Here is a 21325-nt window from a genome sequence, read left to right on the forward strand (position 1 = left end):
GTGCCATATATCGTGCAAAAAAAAGACAAGATCAAAGATATCTATTCACTTTCTCCGTTACAAAAGGGTATGCTATTTCATTCTATTAAAGACCCGCAAAGCGATGCCTATTTCGAGCAGGTTACCCTTTTGCTGGAGGGGGTTGTAAACCCAACCTATTTGGCTGAAAGTATTCAGGGACTCGTACAAAAATACGACATGTTCCGAAGTGTGTTCCGCTATAAAAAAGTAGACCCTGTTCAGGTTGTGCTTAGTGAACGCAAAATAGATTTACAGATTGAGGACCTTACTCAAATCAATGAAGAAGAGCAACGGAAATTCATTGAGGAATATAGAAAAAAAGACCGGGAAAGAGGCTTTGATCTTTCCCGGGATATCCTGCTACGTTTTACGTTGTTTCAAACAGCCGCCAATCGGTATGAATTACTGTGGAGTCATCATCATATCCTGATGGATGGCTGGTGCACGGGTATCGTTTTTCAGGATTTATTTCAAATGTACCAACGTCGCTTATCAGGACAGGCCTTGCTTCCAGAGGTGGCTCCTCAATATAGCGAATATATACGTTGGTTAAAGAAACAAGATGACCAACAAGCATTGGCATTTTGGAAAGAGTATCTACAGGGATTTGACAACCTTACAGGTATCCCGTGTCTAAGGTCTGGCAATCATCCCTACAAGCAAGAGGAATTCATTTTCTCCTTGGGAGAGGAAGCTACACAAAAACTAACGCAAACGGCTCAAAAGTATCAGGTAACCTTAAATACAGTTGTGCAAACAATTTGGGGAGCGTTATTGCAAAAATACAATAATACGAATGACGCGACTTACGGTGTGGTTGTCTCCGGACGACCCGCCGAGGTGCCCAATGTTGAACAAATGGTGGGGTTATTCAGTAATACGATTCCAATCCGTATTAAAAAGGAAGCGGGAAAAACGTTTGGGGAAGTGCTGAAAAACGTACAGCAAACAGCGCTGGAGGCAGAAAAATACGGATATCTTTCTTTAGCCGATATCCAGGCGAGCGCAGCTTATACGCATCAATTGCTTGATCATATTTTAGCGTTTGAAAATTTCCCGATGGATCAAGAAACATTCAATCAGGAAAACGTACTCGGATTTGCCGTGAAGGATGCCCACACTTTTGAGCAGACGCACTATGATCTGACCGTGCTAGTCATTCCTGGCAAGGAATTAATCTTTAAGTTTATGTATAACGAAAGTGTTTATTCAAAAGAGTACCTCAATCTTTTAGAGCTGAATATTAAAAAGCTGGTCTCTTTGGTTATTGAGCAGCAAGATATCTTTGACCCAGCTACCGAGTTTGTATCCGATTTGGAAAAGGATAAGCTTTTAACCATTTTTAATCGTACTGATGCAAAGTACCCAAGAGAAAAAACGATTCATGAGCTGTTTCAAGAGCAGGTTGACAAGAACCCTGATCAAGTCGCACTCGTATTTGGCGAGACTCAACTAACATACGGCGAGCTGAACGAAAAGGCGAATCAAATGGCCCGTGGTTTACGTAAACAAGGGATTTTACCTGATCAGGTGATAGGGTTACTTACGGATCGTTCCTTAGAAATGATCATAGCCATTCTAGCCATCTTTAAAGCTGGTGGCGCTTATATGCCTATCGATCCATTTTATCCGAGTGAACGCATTCAATACATGCTAGCAGATAGTCGCACCCATTTGTTATTGGTGCAAAAAGCTGAAATGATCCCAGCCAATTATCAGGGTGAGGTACTGCTGTTAACAGAAGATAGCTGGATGGATGAGAAGACAGACAATTTAGATTTGGTCAACCAAGCACAAGATCTGGCCTATGTCATGTACACCTCAGGTTCAACAGGTAAACCAAAGGGGAATCTGACAACCCATCAAAATATCGTCAAGACCATTATTAACAATGGTTACATGGAGATTACGCCAAATGATCGTCTTCTCCAGTTGTCCAATTACGCGTTTGATGGATCTACCTTTGATATATACAGCGCATTGTTAAACGGAGCTTCTCTTATTTTAGTACCAACGCATGTACTGATGAATCCGACTGATTTGGCATCGGTCATTCAAGACCAGCATATTACCGTGTCCTTTATGACAACATCTCTATTTAACACTCTGGTTGAGCTGGATGTGACTAGTCTCAAACACATGCGTAAGGTGGTGTTTGGAGGAGAAAAGGCTTCGATCAAGCACGTAGAAAAAGCGCTGGATTATTTGGGAGCTGGACGTTTGGTCAACGGGTATGGACCAACAGAAACTACTGTTTTTGCCACTACCTATACGGTGGACCATACGATCAAGGAGACGGGGATTATGCCGATAGGTCGCCCGTTGAACAATACGAAGGTGTTTATTTTAGGAGCAGACAATCAATTACAGCCGATAGGTGCATTAGGCGAGCTATGTGTGAGCGGGGAAGGGCTTGCCCGCGGGTATCTCAATCTTCCAGAGATGACTGCTGATCGTTTCGTTGAAAATCCTTTTGTACAGGGAGAGAGAATGTATCGCACAGGGGATTTAGCGCGTTGGTTACCGAATGGAAGCATTGAGTACGTAGGTAGAATAGATGAACAAGTTAAGATTCGGGGACATCGGATCGAATTAGGTGAAATTGAAGCTAGATTACTAGAGCATCCTGCTATTAGCGAGACCGTTTTGCTGGCGAAGCAGGATGAGCAGGGGCATTCCTTCCTATGTGCCTATCTGGTGACAAATGGTGCCTGGTCAGTCGCAGAGCTTCGCAAGCATATCAAGGAAACATTGCCGGATTCTATGGTGCCATCTTATTTTATCGAAATAGATAAAATGCCGCTCACTTCAAATGGCAAGGCAGACAAGCGTGCATTGCCTGAACCAGACCGAGTGATTACCAATGAGTATGTGGCGGCAGTGAATGAGACAGAGGAGAAGCTAGTTCAGTTTTTCCAAGAAATCTTAGCTGTAGAACGAGTGGGAACGCAGGATACATTCTTTGAATTGGGTGGACATTCCCTAAAAGCAATGATGCTGGTTTCAAGAATACACAAGGAATTAGAAATAGAAGTTCCGTTAAAAGAAGTATTCGCCAGACAAACCGTTAAAGAATTAGCAGCCTATATCAGACAGGCTGAACATTCGGATTACAGCGAAATCCAACCGGCCATGGAGCAAGAATACTACCCGGTATCTAATGCACAGCGACGGATGTATGTTGTTCAACAAATGAGAGATGTAGAAACAACAGGCTACAATATGCCTTTCTATTTAGAAATGGAGGGTGCTCTTGAGGTAGAAAAGCTATCTCTAGCTTTGAAACAACTAATTGAGCGTCATGAGTCATTACGAACCTCCTTCCATATGGTTGATGATGAACTGATGCAAAAGGTACATACAGAAGTCGCATGGGAGATGGAAATGATTCATGCCGTAGAGGAAGAAGTTCAACAGTTTACCGATTCCTTTATGCGTCCTTTCGATCTTGCTAAGGCGCCATTATTCCGTGCGGGACTCATTCAAATCAATCCGAAGCGACATTTATTGATGCTGGATATGCATCATATCATCTCAGATGGGGTATCGATGAATGTATTGTTTCAGGATATAACGCAGTTGTATCAAGGTATAGAGCTGAGTCCTCTCAAGATTCAATACAAGGATTTTGCGGTGTGGCAACAAGGCATGGCTCAGGTTGTCCGTTTTCAGGAGCAGGAAAGGTATTGGTTAAACCAATTCTCTGGTGACCTACCAATTTTGGAAATGGTAACTGATTATCCACGACCAGCCATACAGCAGTTTGACGGAGATTCCTGGTTCTTTGAAATTGATGCCAAAATATTGGACAGCATAAAGCAATTGTCAGCTAAGCAAGGAACTACGTTGTATATGACTCTGTTGGCGATTTATCAAATCCTGTTAGCCAAGTATACCCGTCAAAACGATATCATTGTCGGAACTCCGATTGCAGGAAGACCTCATGCAGACACAGAGAGTATTGTGGGGATGTTTGTTAATACACTAGCCTTACGTGGTCAACCAAAAGAAGAGCAATCTTTCATCTCCTACTTATCAGAAGTGAAAGAAAACGTAATACAAGCCTATGCCAACGCTGATCATCCATTTGAAGAGTTGGTAGAGAAGCTACATTTACAAAGAGATATGAGTCGTCATCCATTGTTTGATACGATGTTTGTTTTACAAAACATGGATATGTCCGAGATAAATATTTCTGGTCTAAAACTTCATTCGCGTGATTTAAACTGGAAAAATGCAAAATTTGATATGACCTGGATGATTGCCGAACAAAATAATCTATTGATTTCGGTTGAGTACAGCACCAGCCTGTTTAAACATGAAACCATTCAAAGGCTAGAAAAGCATTTCACTTATTTAGTAGAACAAGTGGCTAAGCATCCGGATTGCTTACTCAGAGATTTAGAACTCACAACAGACGAAGAAAAACAGCAAATACTGACGGTATTTAACGACACTGCTACTGATGATTTACAGGATTTATCCATCTGCCATCTATTCGAACAACAAGTACAGCGTTTTTCAGATCGGCCGGCACTTGTGTTTAAAGAAAAGCAGCTCACATACTGTGAGTTCCATGCAAAAGTAAATCAATTAGCTCGGGTACTCAGAAAGAAAGGTGTGCTGCCGGATCAAGCGGTTGGATTAATCACTGATCGTTCCATTGAGATGATGATAGGGATTTTCGCCATCCTAAAAGCAGGCGGAGCTTATATGCCAATTGATCCTTCCTATCCAATCGATCGGATCGAGCACATGCTAGAGGACAGCCGAACTAAGTTGTTATTAGTGCAAAAAACAGAAATGATCCCTGCTAGCTATCAGGGGGAGGTATTACTCCTAGCGGAAGAGTGCTGGATGCATGAAGATTCATCGAATTTGGAGCTGATCAATAAAACACAGGATTTGGCATATGTCATGTATACCTCAGGTTCTACTGGTAAACCAAAGGGCAACATGACGACTCACCAAAACATTATGACCACCATCATCAACAATGGCTATATCGAGATCGCGCCAACAGACCGCCTATTACAGTTATCTAACTATGCTTTTGATGGCTCTACCTTCGATATCTACAGTGCGCTATTAAATGGAGCCACTCTTGTACTGGTGCCAAAAGAGGTCATGTTAAATCCAATGGAGCTGGCGAAGATCGTCCGCGAGCAGGATATTACGGTTTCGTTTATGACCACGTCCTTGTTCCATACGCTAGTGGAGCTTGACGTGACTAGTATGAAATCCATGCGCAAGGTTGTATTTGGCGGGGAAAAGGCTTCATACAAGCATGTAGAAAAGGCTCTGGATTATCTCGGAGAAGGCCGTTTGGTAAATGGATACGGCCCTACAGAAACAACCGTTTTCGCTACCACATACACGGTGGATTCTAGCATCAAGGAAACGGGAATCGTACCGATTGGACGTCCGTTAAACAATACGAGTGTCTATGTCTTAAATGAGAATAATCAGCTTCAGCCGGTTGGAGTACCAGGGGAATTGTGCGTTGGCGGAGCAGGAATTGCACGTGGATATTTAAACCGTCCAGAGCTGACAGCAGAGCGTTTTGTGGAAAATCCTTTCGTGTCAGGAGATAGAATGTATCGTACCGGTGATTTAGCACGTTGGTTGCCGGATGGAAGCATTGAGTATTTAGGACGGATGGATGAGCAGGTTAAGGTACGCGGTTACCGAATTGAGCTGGGTGAAATAGAGACAAGATTATTGGAGCATCCTTCTATAAGCGCGGCGGTTTTACTAGCAAAGCAAGATGAGCAAGGGCATTCGTACCTATGTGCTTACATCGTTGCAAATGGGGTATGGACGGTTGCGGAACTACGTAAGCATCTAAGTGAGGCTTTGCCAGAATACATGGTGCCTACTTATTTTGTAGAACTAGAGCAGATACCGTTCACTTCTAATGGGAAGGTGAACAAACGTGCTTTACCAGAGCCAGAAGGACAAATTACCAGTGTATATGTGGCCCCAGAAACGGAGACAGAAGCAAAAGTAGCAGAGTTATTCCAAGAGATTTTGGGTGTCGAGAGAGTTGGTACACAGGACATGTTCTTTGAGCTGGGTGGTCATTCGCTAAAAGCGATGATGCTAGTTTTACGAATGAATAAAGAACTGGGCATCGAGGTGCCTTTGAAAGAGGTATTCGCACATCCTACTGTCAAGGAATTGGCAGCAACGATCGACCTTCTTGATCGATCAGACCACTCAGAGATTGAGCCTGCTCCAAAGCAGGAGTTCTATCCTGTATCCTCCGCGCAGAGACGGATGTACGTGGTGCAGCATTTAGGAAATGTCCAAACAACCAGCTACAATATGCCGCTTTTCCTTGAAGTGGAGGGAGCTTTAGAAATTGATAAGCTTCATCTAGTACTTGAGAGATTGGTTGAAAGACACGAGTCGCTACGAACCTCATTTCATATGGTTGACGAAGAGCTGATGCAGCAGGTGCATGAAGAGGTGGCCTGGGACTTAGAGATAATGGATGGAACGGAAGAAGACCTTGCAAGCATCACAGCAGGATTTATACGTCCGTTTGATCTCAGCCAAGCTCCATTGTTCCGTGCAGGCATAGTGCGGATTAGCCCTGAGAGATTCCTTTTCATGCTAGATATGCACCATATCATCTCAGACGGAGTTTCTACGAATGTATTGTTCCAGGATATAACGCAGCTCTATCAAGGAAAGGATCTCCCTCCGCTTACGATACAGTACAAAGATTACGCTGTGTGGCAACAAACTGAAGCTCAAGTGGCCCGCTTACAAGATCAGGAAAGCTACTGGTTACATCAATTTGCCGGGGAAGCTCCTGTCTTAGAAATGCCGACAGATTTCCCGCGTCCAGCAGTCCAGCAGTTCGAAGGGGATGAATGGACCTTTGAGATTGATGCTGACATTCTCAGCCAGTTGAAAAAATTATCAGTGAGTCAGGGTTCTACTTTATACATGACTCTATTGGCGGCTTATCAGGTGTTGCTGGCTAAGTATACCGGTCAAGATGATATTGTTGTCGGTTCACCAATTGCCGGACGCCCTCACACGGATGTAGAAAGCATCGTCGGTATGTTCGTCAACACGCTAGCTTTACGTGGACAGCCTGCAGGAGAGCAGACGTTTATTTCCTATCTGGCACAAGTTAAGGAACAGGTTTTACAAGCTTATGACAATGCAGAGTATCCATTTGAGAAATTGGTTGAGAAGCTCGATCTACAAAGAGATATGAGTCGCCATCCACTCTTCGATACGATGTTTACTTTGCAAAACATGGAGATGTCTGATATTGATTTGGCAGGCTTGACCTTCAAGGCATTTGATTTTGAATGGAAAAATGCCAAGTTTGACATGGATTGGACAATGCTTGAGGAAGAAACACTCAAGGTAGCTATTGAATACAGTACAAGCCTGTATACAAAAGAAACCATTAGCAGAATGGCTCAACATTTCACCTATGTTTTACAACAAATTATTGAGCATCCAACCATTCGTTTGGCTGAAATCAAAATTGCTACTCTGCCAGAGATTGAACAGATTTTAACGCAATTTAATGATACTAGGGCCAATTACCCTGATAACCAAACCATTCATAGCCTATTCGAGCAACAAGTGGAACGTACGCCAGAACAGATAGCTGTTGTCTATCAGGATCAATCCATCACGTATCGCGAGCTTAATGAACGTGCAAATAGATTGGCACGTTGCTTGATCGACAAAGGAATACAGAGAAATCAATTTGTTGCAATCATGGTGGATCGTTCTATAGAAACCGTTATTGGAATGATGGGAATTCTCAAAGCAGGAGGAGCTTATGTTCCAATTGATCCTGATTACCCCTTAGATCGAAAGCTGTATGTTCTTGAAGACAGTCATGCATCACTATTATTGTTCCAGCAAAAGCATGAGGTCCCATCAGAATTCACAGGTGATCGGATATTAATTGAGCAGATGCAGTGGTACCAAGCGGCTGATACGAATGTGGGGATCGTCAATACAGCTCAAGATTTGGCGTATATGATCTATACCTCAGGTTCTACAGGTCAACCTAAAGGAGTAATGATTGATCATCAAGCAGTATGTAATCTATGCTTAATGGCCCAAACCTATGGAATCTTTGCGAATAGTCGCGTTCTACAGTTTGCCTCCTTTAGCTTTGACGCTTCTGTAGGAGAGGTTTTCCATACCCTTACAAATGGAGCCACTCTTTACCTGATGGATCGCAACCTGCTTATGGCTGGCGTTGAATTTGTTGAATGGTTACGAGTAAACGAGATAACTTCCATTCCGTTTATCTCGCCTTCTGCATTGGGTGCATTGCCGTATGGGGATTTACCAGCATTGGAATATATCAGTACAGGTGGGGAAGCATTACCTGTAGATTTAGTCAGATTATGGGGAACTGATCGAATCTTTTTAAATGCATATGGTCCGACTGAAACAACAGTAGATGCAACGATTGGCTTATGTACGCCAGAGGATAAGCCGCATATTGGTAAGCCTGTGTTGAATAAAAAAGCCTACATTATTAATCAGGATTATCAACTTCAGCCAATTGGGGTACCGGGTGAGCTATGCATCGGTGGAGTAGGGATTGCTCCTGGATATTGGAACCGCCCTGAATTAACTAGAGAGAAATTTGTGGATAATCCATTTGCCCCAGGCGAAAGAATGTATAAGACGGGGGACTTAGCTAGATGGTTGCCGGATGGGACAATCGAATTTTTAGGCCGTATGGATGGCCAAGTAAAAATTCGTGGATTTAGGATTGAGCTTGGAGAAATTGAAACTCGGCTAAACCAAGCCCCATCTGTAAAGCAGGCAGTGGTTCTAGCACGTTCAGGAGTACAAAAGCAGGTATACCTATGCGCATATTTGGTGACGGACAACGATTTGCAGGTTTCAGCCTTACGTAAGGAATTAAGTCAAACGTTACCAGACTATATGATTCCATCGTTTTTTATAAAAGTCGATAAGATTCCAGTCACAGTAAACGGCAAGATAGACAAGAAAGCCTTGCCAGAACCAGAAAAAGAAGTAGAGCTGCAAACCGAATATGTTGCTCCAACGAACCCAACTGAGGAGATTCTTGTACAGATTTGGCAAAAGGTGCTGGGCATGGAGCGAGTAGGGATAGAGGATAACTTCTTTGAGCTAGGTGGTCACTCTATCAAGGCGATGATGCTTACTTCCAACATTTATAAGGAATTAAAGATTGATCTGCCTTTGCGTGAGATTTTTAAGCATACGACAGTAAAAGAAATGGCGCGATTTATCGATGGTCGGGATGAAGAAGAATACGTCGGAATTCAGCCCGCAACAAAACAGGAATACTACCCTGTCTCTTCTGCACAAAAAAGGATGTATGTCATTCAATCATTGGAAGATAAGGCTCAGGGTACGAGCTACAATATGCCGTCTTTCTATAAAATAAAAGGCTCTGTAGATGCTGAGAAATTAGAGAAGGTCTTCCAAACATTAATTGATCGGCACGAATCATTACGAACCTCCTTTCATATGACCGAGGAGCAGCTAGTTCAAAAGGTTCACGAACAGGTTTCATGGAAAATGGACATGAAAACCGTCAGCGCCAATGATGTTTCAAGATTAAAGGATTCGTTTATCCAACCGTTTGACATCAGTACAGCTCCTTTGTTCCGAGCCGGTCTTCTTACGATTCATAAAGATGAGCACATTCTTATGATGGATGTACACCATATTGTAGGAGACGGCGTATCGACTACGATCTTGTTCCAGGAGCTTATCCAGTTGTATCAAGGGCAAGCGTTACCTGAAGTGAAGATACACTATAAAGATTACGCCGTGTGGCAATTGTCCCAGCAGGATCGTTTAAAAGAAAGTGAAAATTTCTGGATGCAGCAATTTTCTGGAGAGTTGCCGGTATTGGAGCTACCTACTGATTATTCGCGTCCACCAATTCGCCGATTGGAAGGAGATTATGTAAGCCAAAGCCTACGCGGTGATCTCCATGCAAGTGTAAAAGCCTTCATGAAAAATCGCGAAGTAACGCTATATATGGTACTGCTTGCGACATACAACGTTCTTCTGCACAAATACACGAATCAGCGCGACATTATTGTTGGTACGCCTGTTTCGGACCGACCGCATCCAGATGTCATGTCCACTGTCGGTATGTTTGTAAATACGCTGGCAGTCCGAAATCAGTTGGAGTCTGAGCAAACCTTCGAAGAATTTTTAGCAAATGTGAAAAATAAAATGCTAGAGGTCTATGGTCATCAGGAGTATCCATTTGAAGATGTAATTGAAAAAGTAAAGGTTCAAAGGGATACAAGCAGACATCCGCTATTTGACACAATGTTTGGTGTACAAAATCTGGAGACATCCCACGTGGAGTTACCCGATTGGGGTATAGAACCATTGGATATTGACTGGACTAACACCAAGTTTGATATGAGCTGGATGGTATTTGAAGCAGACGGTCTAGAAATTGGCGTGGAGTATAGTACAAATCTATTTGAGCGCAACACGATTCAGCGAATGATCGGACACTTTGAACATATCATCGAGCAGATTATGGAAAATCCTCAAATTCGTTTAGCTGATATTCAGTTGGCAACAGAAGATGAGAAGGTCCAAATCTTAGAGGAATTCAATCATCAACCAACCAAAATAACCTACGATCAGGCCATTCAAAACAGATTTGAAGAACAGGTTATGAAGACACCTGATGCAGTGGCGCTTGTATGTAAGGGTCAGGAGCTAACCTATCGTGCGCTTAACCAAAGATCAAATCAGATGGCTCGTACATTAAGAAAGCATGGGGTCGGGCGTGATCAAATAATTGCGGTCATGATTAATCGTTCACATGAGCTGATCATTAGTATCCTAGCCGTATTAAAGGCAGGAGGAGCATACCTGCCAATTGATCCAACGTACCCGCTTGATCGGATTGAGCACATGCTAGAGGATAGCCAGACCGCAATGGTGTTAACTCAAAAAGAAATTCAAATACCTACAGGATATTCGGGGGAAGTTCTCTTCGCTGATCAAGCTGATATTTATCATGAGGATGCTACGGATTTATCTAGTATGAATCAGCCCACGGATTTGGCCTATATTATTTACACATCAGGTTCTACTGGAAAGTCCAAGGGAGTAATGATCGAGCATCGTTCATTACATAATCTGATTCATATTTCTCACCCCTATAAAATGGGCGCAGGAAGCAGAGTTCTTCAATTTGCCTCAAGCAGCTTTGATGCTTCGGTAGCAGAGATCTTTCCAGCTCTCTTAACTGGATCAACTTTATATATAGAAGAGAAAGAGGAGCTATTAACCAATTTAGTTCCCTACTTACTTGAGAATCAAATAACAACAGTAGCATTGCCGCCATCTTTATTAAGATCCGTTCCTTATAGGGAACTGCCAGCTTTAGAGTGCATAGTTAGTGTCGGAGAAGCTTGCACATTTGACATTGTGCAAACTTGGGGGCAAAACCGCACCTTTATAAACGGATACGGCCCTACAGAATCAACTGTTTGCAGTGCCTTTGGTGTGGTTACAGCAGAGGACAAGCGTATCACGATTGGTAAACCGTTCCCTAATCAAAAGGCCTATATCATCAATGAAAATCAACAGCTACAACCAATCGGGGTTCCAGGTGAGCTTTGCATAGCAGGGGCTGGGTTAAGCCGTGGGTACTTGAATCGTCGAGAGCTGACACAAGAAAAGTTTGTAAAAAACCCTTTTGCATCTGGTGAGCGTATGTACAAAACAGGAGACGTAGCTCGCTGGCTACCTGATGGCAATATCGAATATGTAGGTCGTATGGATGATCAGGTTAAAGTACGCGGAAATCGGGTCGAGCTTGGGGAGGTTACCAGCCAATTACTTACGCATCCTTCGATTACAGAAGCTGTTGTTGTACCAATAGTCGATACACATGGAGCAACGACACTATGCGCCTATTTCATCGAGGATAAAGAAGTGAAAGTCAACGATTTGCGCCATCATTTGGCTAAAGCTCTACCTGAGTTTATGATTCCTGCTTACTTTATTAAAGTAGATCATATTCCATTGACAGGAAACGGAAAGGTAAATAAACAAGCATTACCTGACCCTTCCGAATTCATTTCAGCACAAACAGGCCATGAAATCGTTGCCCCTTCTTCTCAGGACGAGGAAATACTAGTTCAGGTATGGGAAGAAGTCCTGCAGATCAAACCGATTGGGGTAGAGGACAACTTCTTTGAACGAGGCGGAGACTCCATTAAGGCATTGCAAATCGTAGCTAGACTTAGCAAATATAATCGGAAATTGGATAGTAGACTTATTTTTAAAAATCCAACGATTTCCATGCTGGCTCCTTACCTTGAACAAAGAGGTGCTTTGATTGAACAAGATTCAATTGAAGGCGAAGTGCCGCTTACACCGATTCAATCCTGGTTCTTTGAACAACCTTTTGTGCATCCACACCACTTTAATCAATCTATGCTTCTGCCAAATGAACAAGGCTGGGATCGTCAACGAATAGAACAAGCATTTACAACCATTGTTAAACACCATGATGCCTTGAGAATGAACTACCAGTTTAAAGAGAAGATCCTTCAAGAAAATCAGGGTATCGAGGGAGAGTTTTTTACCCTGCATGAGGTAGATGTAACTAAGGAAAAAGACTGGCAAATGCGCATCGAACAAGAAGCTAATCAACTCCAAGCAAGCTTTGATTTGACAACAGGCCCTCTTGTAAAGCTTGGCTTATACCATACGGCATATGGCGATTATCTTCTGATTGTCGTACATCATCTCTTAATAGATGGTGTCTCATGGCGCATCCTGCTGGAGGATTTCCAGACGCTTTATGAGCAAAAGGGTGAGCTACCGGCGAAAACCACTTCCTTTAAGACGTGGGCTGTGCAGCTAAAGGAATATGCTCGTAGCAAAAAACTACAAGACGAGGCAAGCTACTGGAAAGGGTTGTTGAATAAATCCGTAAGAGAGCTACCTTCAGATAAGGAATCAAGCGATACGTTCCTCTTTGGAGATACAAAAGAAGTACAGCTTACCTTTGATAGAAATGATACCCAAGACATGCTTGCGAATGCCCACCATGCTTATAAGACAAAAGCGGATGATTTATTGCTGGCAGCGTTGGTTCTTAGCATAAATGAGTGGACGAAGCAAAGCGATATCATAGTGAATTTGGAAGGTCATGGCCGTGAGACGATCGTCGAAGGCATTGATTTGAGCCGTACGATTGGCTGGTTTACGACAATTTATCCAGTTCTGTTTGAAGTAGACAACCATCAACTTTCCAGCGTGATTAAACATGTAAAAGAAACGCTGCGCAATGTACCGAATAATGGTATTGGTTTTGGGATCTTACAACACATGTCTCATTCTGATGTAAGCCAGAGCCAATTAAGTTCTCATCACATAAGCTTTAACTACCTAGGTCAGATGGGAGAAGATTCCGCTAGTCAGTCTGAGACGGATAATGGAGTCCTTATCAATACAGGAGACCAGATAAGCCCAATGAACGCAAATCCGAGCTCGCTTAATATGACTTGCCTTGTAATGAATAATACGTTGCTTGTTACTTTTGATTATAATCCGCAACGTTACGAACAGGAGACAATTCAACGTCTGGCAGATCGTTATAAGAGCAATTTAAAAGCAGTCCTCGATCATTGTGTTCAACGAGAGCAGACAGAGCGAACACCTAGTGATTTTAGTACGAAGAAGCTTTCTTTAGAGGACTTAGACGACGTGTTTGCAACACTTAAAAATCTATAAAGGTATCCTGAGGAGGAGAAGATTAACTTGATTAATACCTCAGACGTCAAAGACATTTATAGCTTATCCCCGATGCAACGAGGAATGTTATTTCATACATTAAAAGACAAAGAAAACCTTGCCTATTTTGATCAGACAACTTTTCAAATAGAAGGTGACATATGTGTCGAATCTCTTGAGAAAAGTTTTAACGAGCTGATTCGCAAGTATGATGTCCTACGTACGATCTTCCTGTATCAGAAATTAAAAGAGCCGATGCAAGTTGTGTTAAAAGAACGAACAGCAAGTATTTATTATGAGGATTTCTCTATGAAGAGCGAGTCGGATAAAGCAAAGGCTCTTCGTGTAGCAAAACAGAGGGACCGGGACGAGGGCTTTGACCTCTCCCGGGACATCCTCATGCGGTTATCTTTATTAAAAGTCGCCCCTAAACAATACGAATTAGTGATCAGTAGCCACCATATTATCTTTGATGGATGGTGCACAGGGATTTTGCACCAGGAGCTGTTCTATTTTTATCAATGCTTCGTAGCAAATCAACCTATCCCTGCTGAGAAATCGATTCCGTACAGCAGATATATTCGTTGGTTAGAAGAGCAGGATGAAGAGGAAGCAAAAACCTATTGGAGTAATTATCTTCAAGATTTCGAGGGTGCATCTGTAATCCCTAAGGAAAATTCTAAGGGAGAGAAGGAAGTATGCATCATTGATAAGGTAACCTTTCACTTCGATAAAAAGCTGTCGGAGGAATTGGTTCAAGTAGCAAAAGCTTCCCAAGTGACGATAAGTACCTTGTTTCAAACAATGTGGGGTATCTTGCTACAAAAATATAATAACTCTCAGGAAGCCATATTTGGATCTGTCATTTCAGGAAGATCACCAGAGATTCCCGATGTGGAGAAAATAGTGGGAATCTTTATCAATACCATTCCTGTTCGAATTCGGACGCTGGACAAACAAACCTTCAAAGAATTGCTGATGCAGGTTCAGGAGGCATCTGTAAACTCTGAAAAGTATAACTATCTAACACTGGCTGATATACAAGCTGTTACAGGATCAAATCATGCACTTATCCATCATATTGTGGCGTTCGAAAATTTCCCTGTTGCCTCGGATAGCTTCGTTGATTCTCGCGAGTCCGATTCACAAGAATTGAAAGTTGTGAATGTCATTGACGATCATGAGAAAACCAACTTTGATTTTAATGTGCAGGTACAGATGGACACAGAATTACTAGTAAAAATCTCTTATAATCAAAATCTTTATCATAAAAGCTTTATTGATAATATTTTTAATCACCTACAACAGATTGCTCAGTCTATCATCCATAACCTAGATATCCAGGTGGATGAGATAGCCATTGTTTCTAAGGAAGAAAAGCATCAGCTCGTAAGCTATTCCAATCCAGCCAAGTCAGAGTTTCCAATGGATAAAACCATCCATCAGCTATTTGAGGAGCAGGTATTACGCAATCCAGAGCAGACTGCTATCGTTTTTAAAGGGCAGTCATTAACCTATCGTCAGTTGAATGAGAAGGCCAATCAATTGGCATGGATGCTAAGAAAACGGGAAGTAAAGCCGAATGATATCGTTGCGATCATGGCAGAGCACTCACTTGAGATGGTGGTGGGGGTAATTGGGATTTTAAAGGCGGGTGCGGCCTATCTTCCTATTGATCCATCCTATCCAGAAAAAAGAATCGCCCATATGTTACAGGATAGCAAAGCAGAGCAATTGCTTATCCAGCCGCATTTGAATATGCCACAGGAATATAAGGGAAGTACGTTATGGCTAGCAGAAGAGAGTTGGGCGAAGGAGAGTACGAGCGATTTACCTCTTGTTACGGGCGTTAATGATTTAGCCTACATTATCTATACCTCAGGTTCAACAGGACTACCTAAAGGAGTTATGGTTGAACATCATTCTTTGGTTAATTTAGTCATGTGGCATAACGATGCATTTAGTGTAACTCAGAAGGATCAATCCACTAAATTGGCGGGTTTTGGATTTGATGCATCGGTATGGGAAACATTTCCTCCCCTCATACAGGGAGCTACTCTACATGTGCTAGATGAATCGAGACGTGGCGATATTTATGCTCTACATGAATACTTCGAAAAAAATGCAATTACGATTAGCTTCTTACCTACTCAATTAGCTGAACAATTTATGGAGCTTACAAGTAGTACATTGCGTGTGTTACTCATTGGCGGTGACCGAGCCCAAAAGGTTAAAGAGACATCGTATCAAATCATAAACAATTACGGTCCAACCGAAAATACAGTAGTCACGACGAGCGGTCAACTGCATCCTGAGCAGGATGTCTTCCCTATTGGAAAGCCGATCACTAATCACAGCGTTTATATTTTAGATCAGAACAGACATCTACAGCCGATCGGAATACCTGGCGAGCTGTGCGTCAGTGGTGCAGGGCTTGCAAGAGGCTACCTTAATCAGCCTGAACTCACCGTAGAACGCTTTGTTGATAATCCCTTTGTACCTGGAGAGAGAATGTATCGCACAGGGGACTTAGTTCGTTGGAGAATCGATGGCAGCATCGAATATCTGGGAAGGATTGACGAACAAGTCAAGATCCGAGGATACAGAATTGAGTTAGGTGAGATCGAGGCCAAGCTACTTGACCATCCTTCTATTAGTGAGGCACTCGTCGTGGCTCGAAATGATGAGCAAGGGTATACGTATCTATGTGCTTATGTGGTAGCAACGGGTACTTGGAGTGTATCTTCATTACGCGAGCATTTGATAGAAACGCTACCCGAATACATGGTTCCAGCTTACATGATGGAAGTGGAAAAAATGCCGCTTACTGCAAATGGAAAAGTAGATAAGCGAGCGCTACCGGTACCTGATCGACAAAGAATGAACGAGTATGAGGCACCTTCGACAGAGACGGAAGAAAAGCTAGTTCAACTATTCCAAGAAATTTTAGGACTTGAGCGTGTGGGTACTAAGGATCATTTCTTTGAATTAGGTGGACATTCGTTGAAGGCGATGATGCTTGTGTCTCGTATGCACAAAGAGTTAGGTGTGGATGTGCAGTTAAATGAGATGTTTGCTCGTCCAACGGTTAAAGATCTAGCTGCATACATAGATCAGATGAATGGTTCAGCTTACACAGCGATTCAACCAGTGGAAGAACAGCCCTACTATCCTGTTTCTTTTGCACAAAGAAGAATGTATGTTGTGCAACAAATGAGAGATAGTGAAACGACTAGCTATAACATGCCGTTTACGTTTGAACTAAAAGGAAAACTACATCTGGACAAGCTAAGAGAAACGTTGCAGATTCTTGTTCTACGACATGAAAGTCTCCGTACATCGTTTCATATGATTGATGAAAATCTAGTTCAAAAAATAAATAAAGATATTTCATGGGAATTAGAAGTAATAGAAGCTCGGGAGTCAGAAATTCAGTCAAAGCTAGAGGAATTTATCAGACCGTTCAATTTAAGCGAGGCACCGCTTTTCAGAGCTCATTTAATTTGCTTGAATTCACATCATTATCTGCTGAGCCTGGATATGCATCATATTATTTCAGATGGGGTATCTATGAACCTGTTCTTACAGGAATTCATGACACTATATCAGGGAGAAGCATTGCCAGCCCTCGCTATCCAATACAAAGACTACGCGTTATGGCAACAATCAGACGAGCAGCGATCTAGATTAAAAGAGCAGGAAAATTACTGGTTACATCGTTTTTCTGACGAGCTTCCTACCTTAGAGTTACCAACAGATTATCCACGCCCGGCTATACAGCAGTTTGACGGAGATGAATGGACGTTTGAAATTAATGCTGATCTTCTAGCGAAGGTGAAACAAATATGCTCGAGTCAAGGTACCACGTTATATATGACTCTTCTTGCTGCCTATCAGGTTTTCTTAGCTAGATATACTGGACAGGAAGATATCATTGTGGGTTCTCCAATTGCTGGACGCTCTCATGCCGATTTGGAAAACATTATAGGAATGTTTGTAAATACATTAGCTTTACGCGGTCAACCAAAAGCAGACCAATCATTCCTTTCCTATTTAAATGAGGTAAAAGAGACTGTTTTTCAAGCATATGCAAACGCAGAATATCCATTTGAAGAGCTGATTGAAAAACTCAATTTAGAACGAGACATGAGTCGCCATCCGCTATTTGATACCTTGTTCTCTTTGCAAAATATAGAAATGTCTGAGTTTCAAATGAGTGATTTAGAAATTTTCCCTTATGAAACTGGGCAAAGAAATGCAAAATTCTCCCTAAGTTGGTTAATATCGGAAGGGGAATCCCTTTATATAACCATTGAGTACAGCACAAAATGCTTTAAACAAGAAACCATTCAGCGCATGGCAAGTCATTTTGAACAATTACTAGCACAAATTGTTGCGCATCCAGAAGAGAACATTGGTCATCTAGAATTCGTGACAGATGCTGAAAAGAATATCTTACTTGAAGAATTTAATCTGACAAAAGTCGACTATCCTAGAGAAAAAACAATTCAAGAACTGTTTGAAGAACAAGTGGTTAAAAATCCTGATCAAATCGCTCTTATATGTGGAGAGGAACAGTTTACCTACACACAATTAAATGTGAAATTTAACCAGTTAGCTCACGTATTAAGAAGAGAAGGCGTTCAACCAAATCAGGTAATTGGGCTAATTACGGATCGATCTTTGGCGATGATTGTAGGTATTTTTGGAATTTTAAAGGCAGGTGGCAGTTATCTGCCAATCGATCCGACTTATCCTGAGGAAAGAATTCAATACATGCTCGAAGACAGTCAAACCCACCTCTTGTTGGTACAACAAAAAGACATGGTTCCAGCAGGCTATCAGGGAGAGGTTTTGATAGTAGAGGATGATATATGGCGAGATGAACCCGTATCTAACATAGAATTAATTAATCAGCCGCAAGACTTGGCCTATGTCATGTACACATCTGGCTCTACAGGTAAACCTAAGGGGAACCTGACTACTCATCGAAACATTGTCAAAACCGTATGCAATAACGGATATATCGAGATAACGGCTGAGGATCGCTTTTTGCAGTTATCTAACTACGCATTTGACGGCTCTACCTTTGATATATTCAGTTCGTTATTACATGGGGCTACGCTGGTACTAGTACCAAAAGAAGTGATCTTGAATCCAGTAGACCTGGTTACATTGATACGTGAAAAGCATATTACCGTATCTTTTATGACTACCTCATTGTTTAATGCTTTAGTGGAACTGGATTTAAGTAGTCTCAAAAACATGCGCAAAATAGCATTTGGAGGAGAGAAAGCCTCGTTTAAGCATGTGGAAAAAGCGTTGGATTTCCTAGGAAATGGACGATTAGTGAATGGATATGGTCCGACAGAAACGACGGTCTTTGCTACAACCTACACAGTGGATGAACGCATTAAGGAGTGGGGGATTATACCAATTGGCCGACCGCTACATAATACAACGGTCCATATTTTAAGTTCTGAAGACAAGTTGCAACCAATTGGAGTCATTGGAGAGCTATGTGTCAGCGGTGAAGGATTGGCACGCGGTTATCTTAATCTCCCAGAGTTAACGATGGAACGCTTTGTTGAAAACCCATTTGTACCAGGAGAAAGAATGTACCGCACAGGGGATTTGGCTCGTTGGTTACCAGATGGAGTCCTTGAATATGTAGGGCGCAAGGATGAACAAGTGAAGATCCGGGGACATCGAATTGAGCTTAGTGAAATTGAAACAAGAATATTGGAGCATCCTGCTATCAGTGAAACGGTCCTTATAGCTAAGCAAAATGAGCAGGGAAGCTCTTACCTGTGCGCTTATATTGTTGCACATGACCAATGGAATGTGGGGGAATTACGTAAACATGTAAGAGATGCTTTGCCAGAACACATGGTACCTTCTTATTTTATTGGCTTAGACAAATTGCCACTTACTTCAAATAGTAAAGTCGACAAACGAGCATTGCCAGAACCAGAAGGCAATCTGCACCTGACAAGAGAAATTGTTGCTCCAAAGAATGAATCTGAAAGGCAGTTAGTTAATATAGTTGCTGAAGTGTTGGGATTAGAAGCCAGTGAAATAAGTATTACCGATAATCTTTTTGAACTAGGTGGACACTCACTGACTATTTTACGAATTCTAGCTAAGGTTCATACATTAAATTGGAAGCTTGAAATGAAAGACTTCTATAATTGTAAAAATTTCGAGGAAGTAGCAAGCAAAGTATCTGATATGCAGGACAATCAAGAACTGTCTAGTAATGGCTCGATCTTTAAACAGGGTGAGAAGAAACCGATCCCGGTAGTGCCAGTCCACGATAGACAAAAAGAGATGGAGCATGTTTTATTGCTAGGTTCTACAGGCTTCTTGGGTATTCATTTGCTACATGAGCTACTACAAAAAACAGAAGCAACAATTCATTGCGTGATTCGTGCAAAAGATGATGAGACTGCTATGCAGCGTCTACGCAAAAAAATAGATTTTTACTTTACATCCCAATACAGTAGCTCACAAATTGATGAATGGTTTAATCGCATCCAGATTATTCACGGTGATATTACGCAAGCCAAATTTGGGTTAGAGGCAAAATGTTACGAGTCGTTAGGAACTAAGGTTGACACTGTAATCCACACAGCTGCATTGGTGAAGCACTACGGATACTATGAAGAGTTTGAAAGAGCGAATGTACATGGAACTCAGCATGTAGTTACCTTTTGCTTGAATAATACATTACCACTGCATTATGTTTCTACCCTAAGCGTTTCGGGAACCAGCGTTGAAGGTGCGACGGAGCTTGTGGAATTTACCGAAAGAGATTTTTATGTTGGTCAAAACTATGAGTCAAATGTATATCTGAGAAGTAAATTTGAAGCGGAAGCCGTGATTGTCAATGGATTGGAAAACGGCCTAGATGCACGTATCTATCGGGTTGGTAACTTAACAGGACGTTTTCAAGACGGATGGTTCCAAGAAAACATTAACGAAAATATGTTTTATCTCCTATCAAAAGCTTTTCTTGAGCTTGGAGGTTTTGATCAGGAGATTATGCAGGGTATGGTTGATTTAACCCCTATTGATATATGTGCAGAAGCCATTATACACGTGATCACCAGTAAAGGAATTCAGGAAAGAGTGTTCCATTTACAAAATCCACATTTCGTAACATACGATGATATGTATCGTGTATTTGAAGAGCTTGGTTTTTCAAGACGAATACAGAGTCGTGAGGATGTTACACATGAACTAGGTGTAATGATGTCTCAGGGTAATGAAAAGCAGTTTTTGGCTGGACTTATGACCATAATGCTGAAGGATGCTAAGCGAGCCGAACAATTTAATGTTGCAGTCGATTCTAGTAGGACCTTGCAGCTATTAGAGGATTCTTCATTTACCTATCCTGTTCCTGATGGTGAGTATATGCGCAAGCTGGCTATGCATATGATCAAAGTTGGGTTTGTTACTCCTAATCATACTGTTGATGAAAAGATAGGAACTAGTCGTTAGCGCTATGCTAACGACTGGTCCC

Annotated in this window: 2 protein-coding genes; both read left to right on the forward strand. The window is 42.0% G+C overall.

The window, feature by feature from the left end; translation table 11 throughout:
* Positions 1–12 precede the first annotated feature (12 nt).
* A complete protein-coding gene (locus ACQV1I_RS05445) occupies positions 13–13800 on the forward strand; it encodes a non-ribosomal peptide synthetase (RefSeq protein ID WP_236645676.1) in 13788 nt (4595 codons plus the stop codon).
* A gap of 27 nt (positions 13801–13827) precedes the next feature.
* Entirely contained in the window at positions 13828–21303 is a 7476-nt protein-coding gene (locus tag ACQV1I_RS05450; RefSeq protein WP_116333042.1) for a non-ribosomal peptide synthetase, read from the forward strand.
* Positions 21304–21325 lie beyond the last annotated feature (22 nt).

The sequence above is a fragment of the Brevibacillus sp. JB24b genome, assembly GCF_051713385.1.
Classification (GTDB): Bacteria; Bacillota; Bacilli; order Brevibacillales; family Brevibacillaceae; genus Brevibacillus_B; species Brevibacillus_B laterosporus.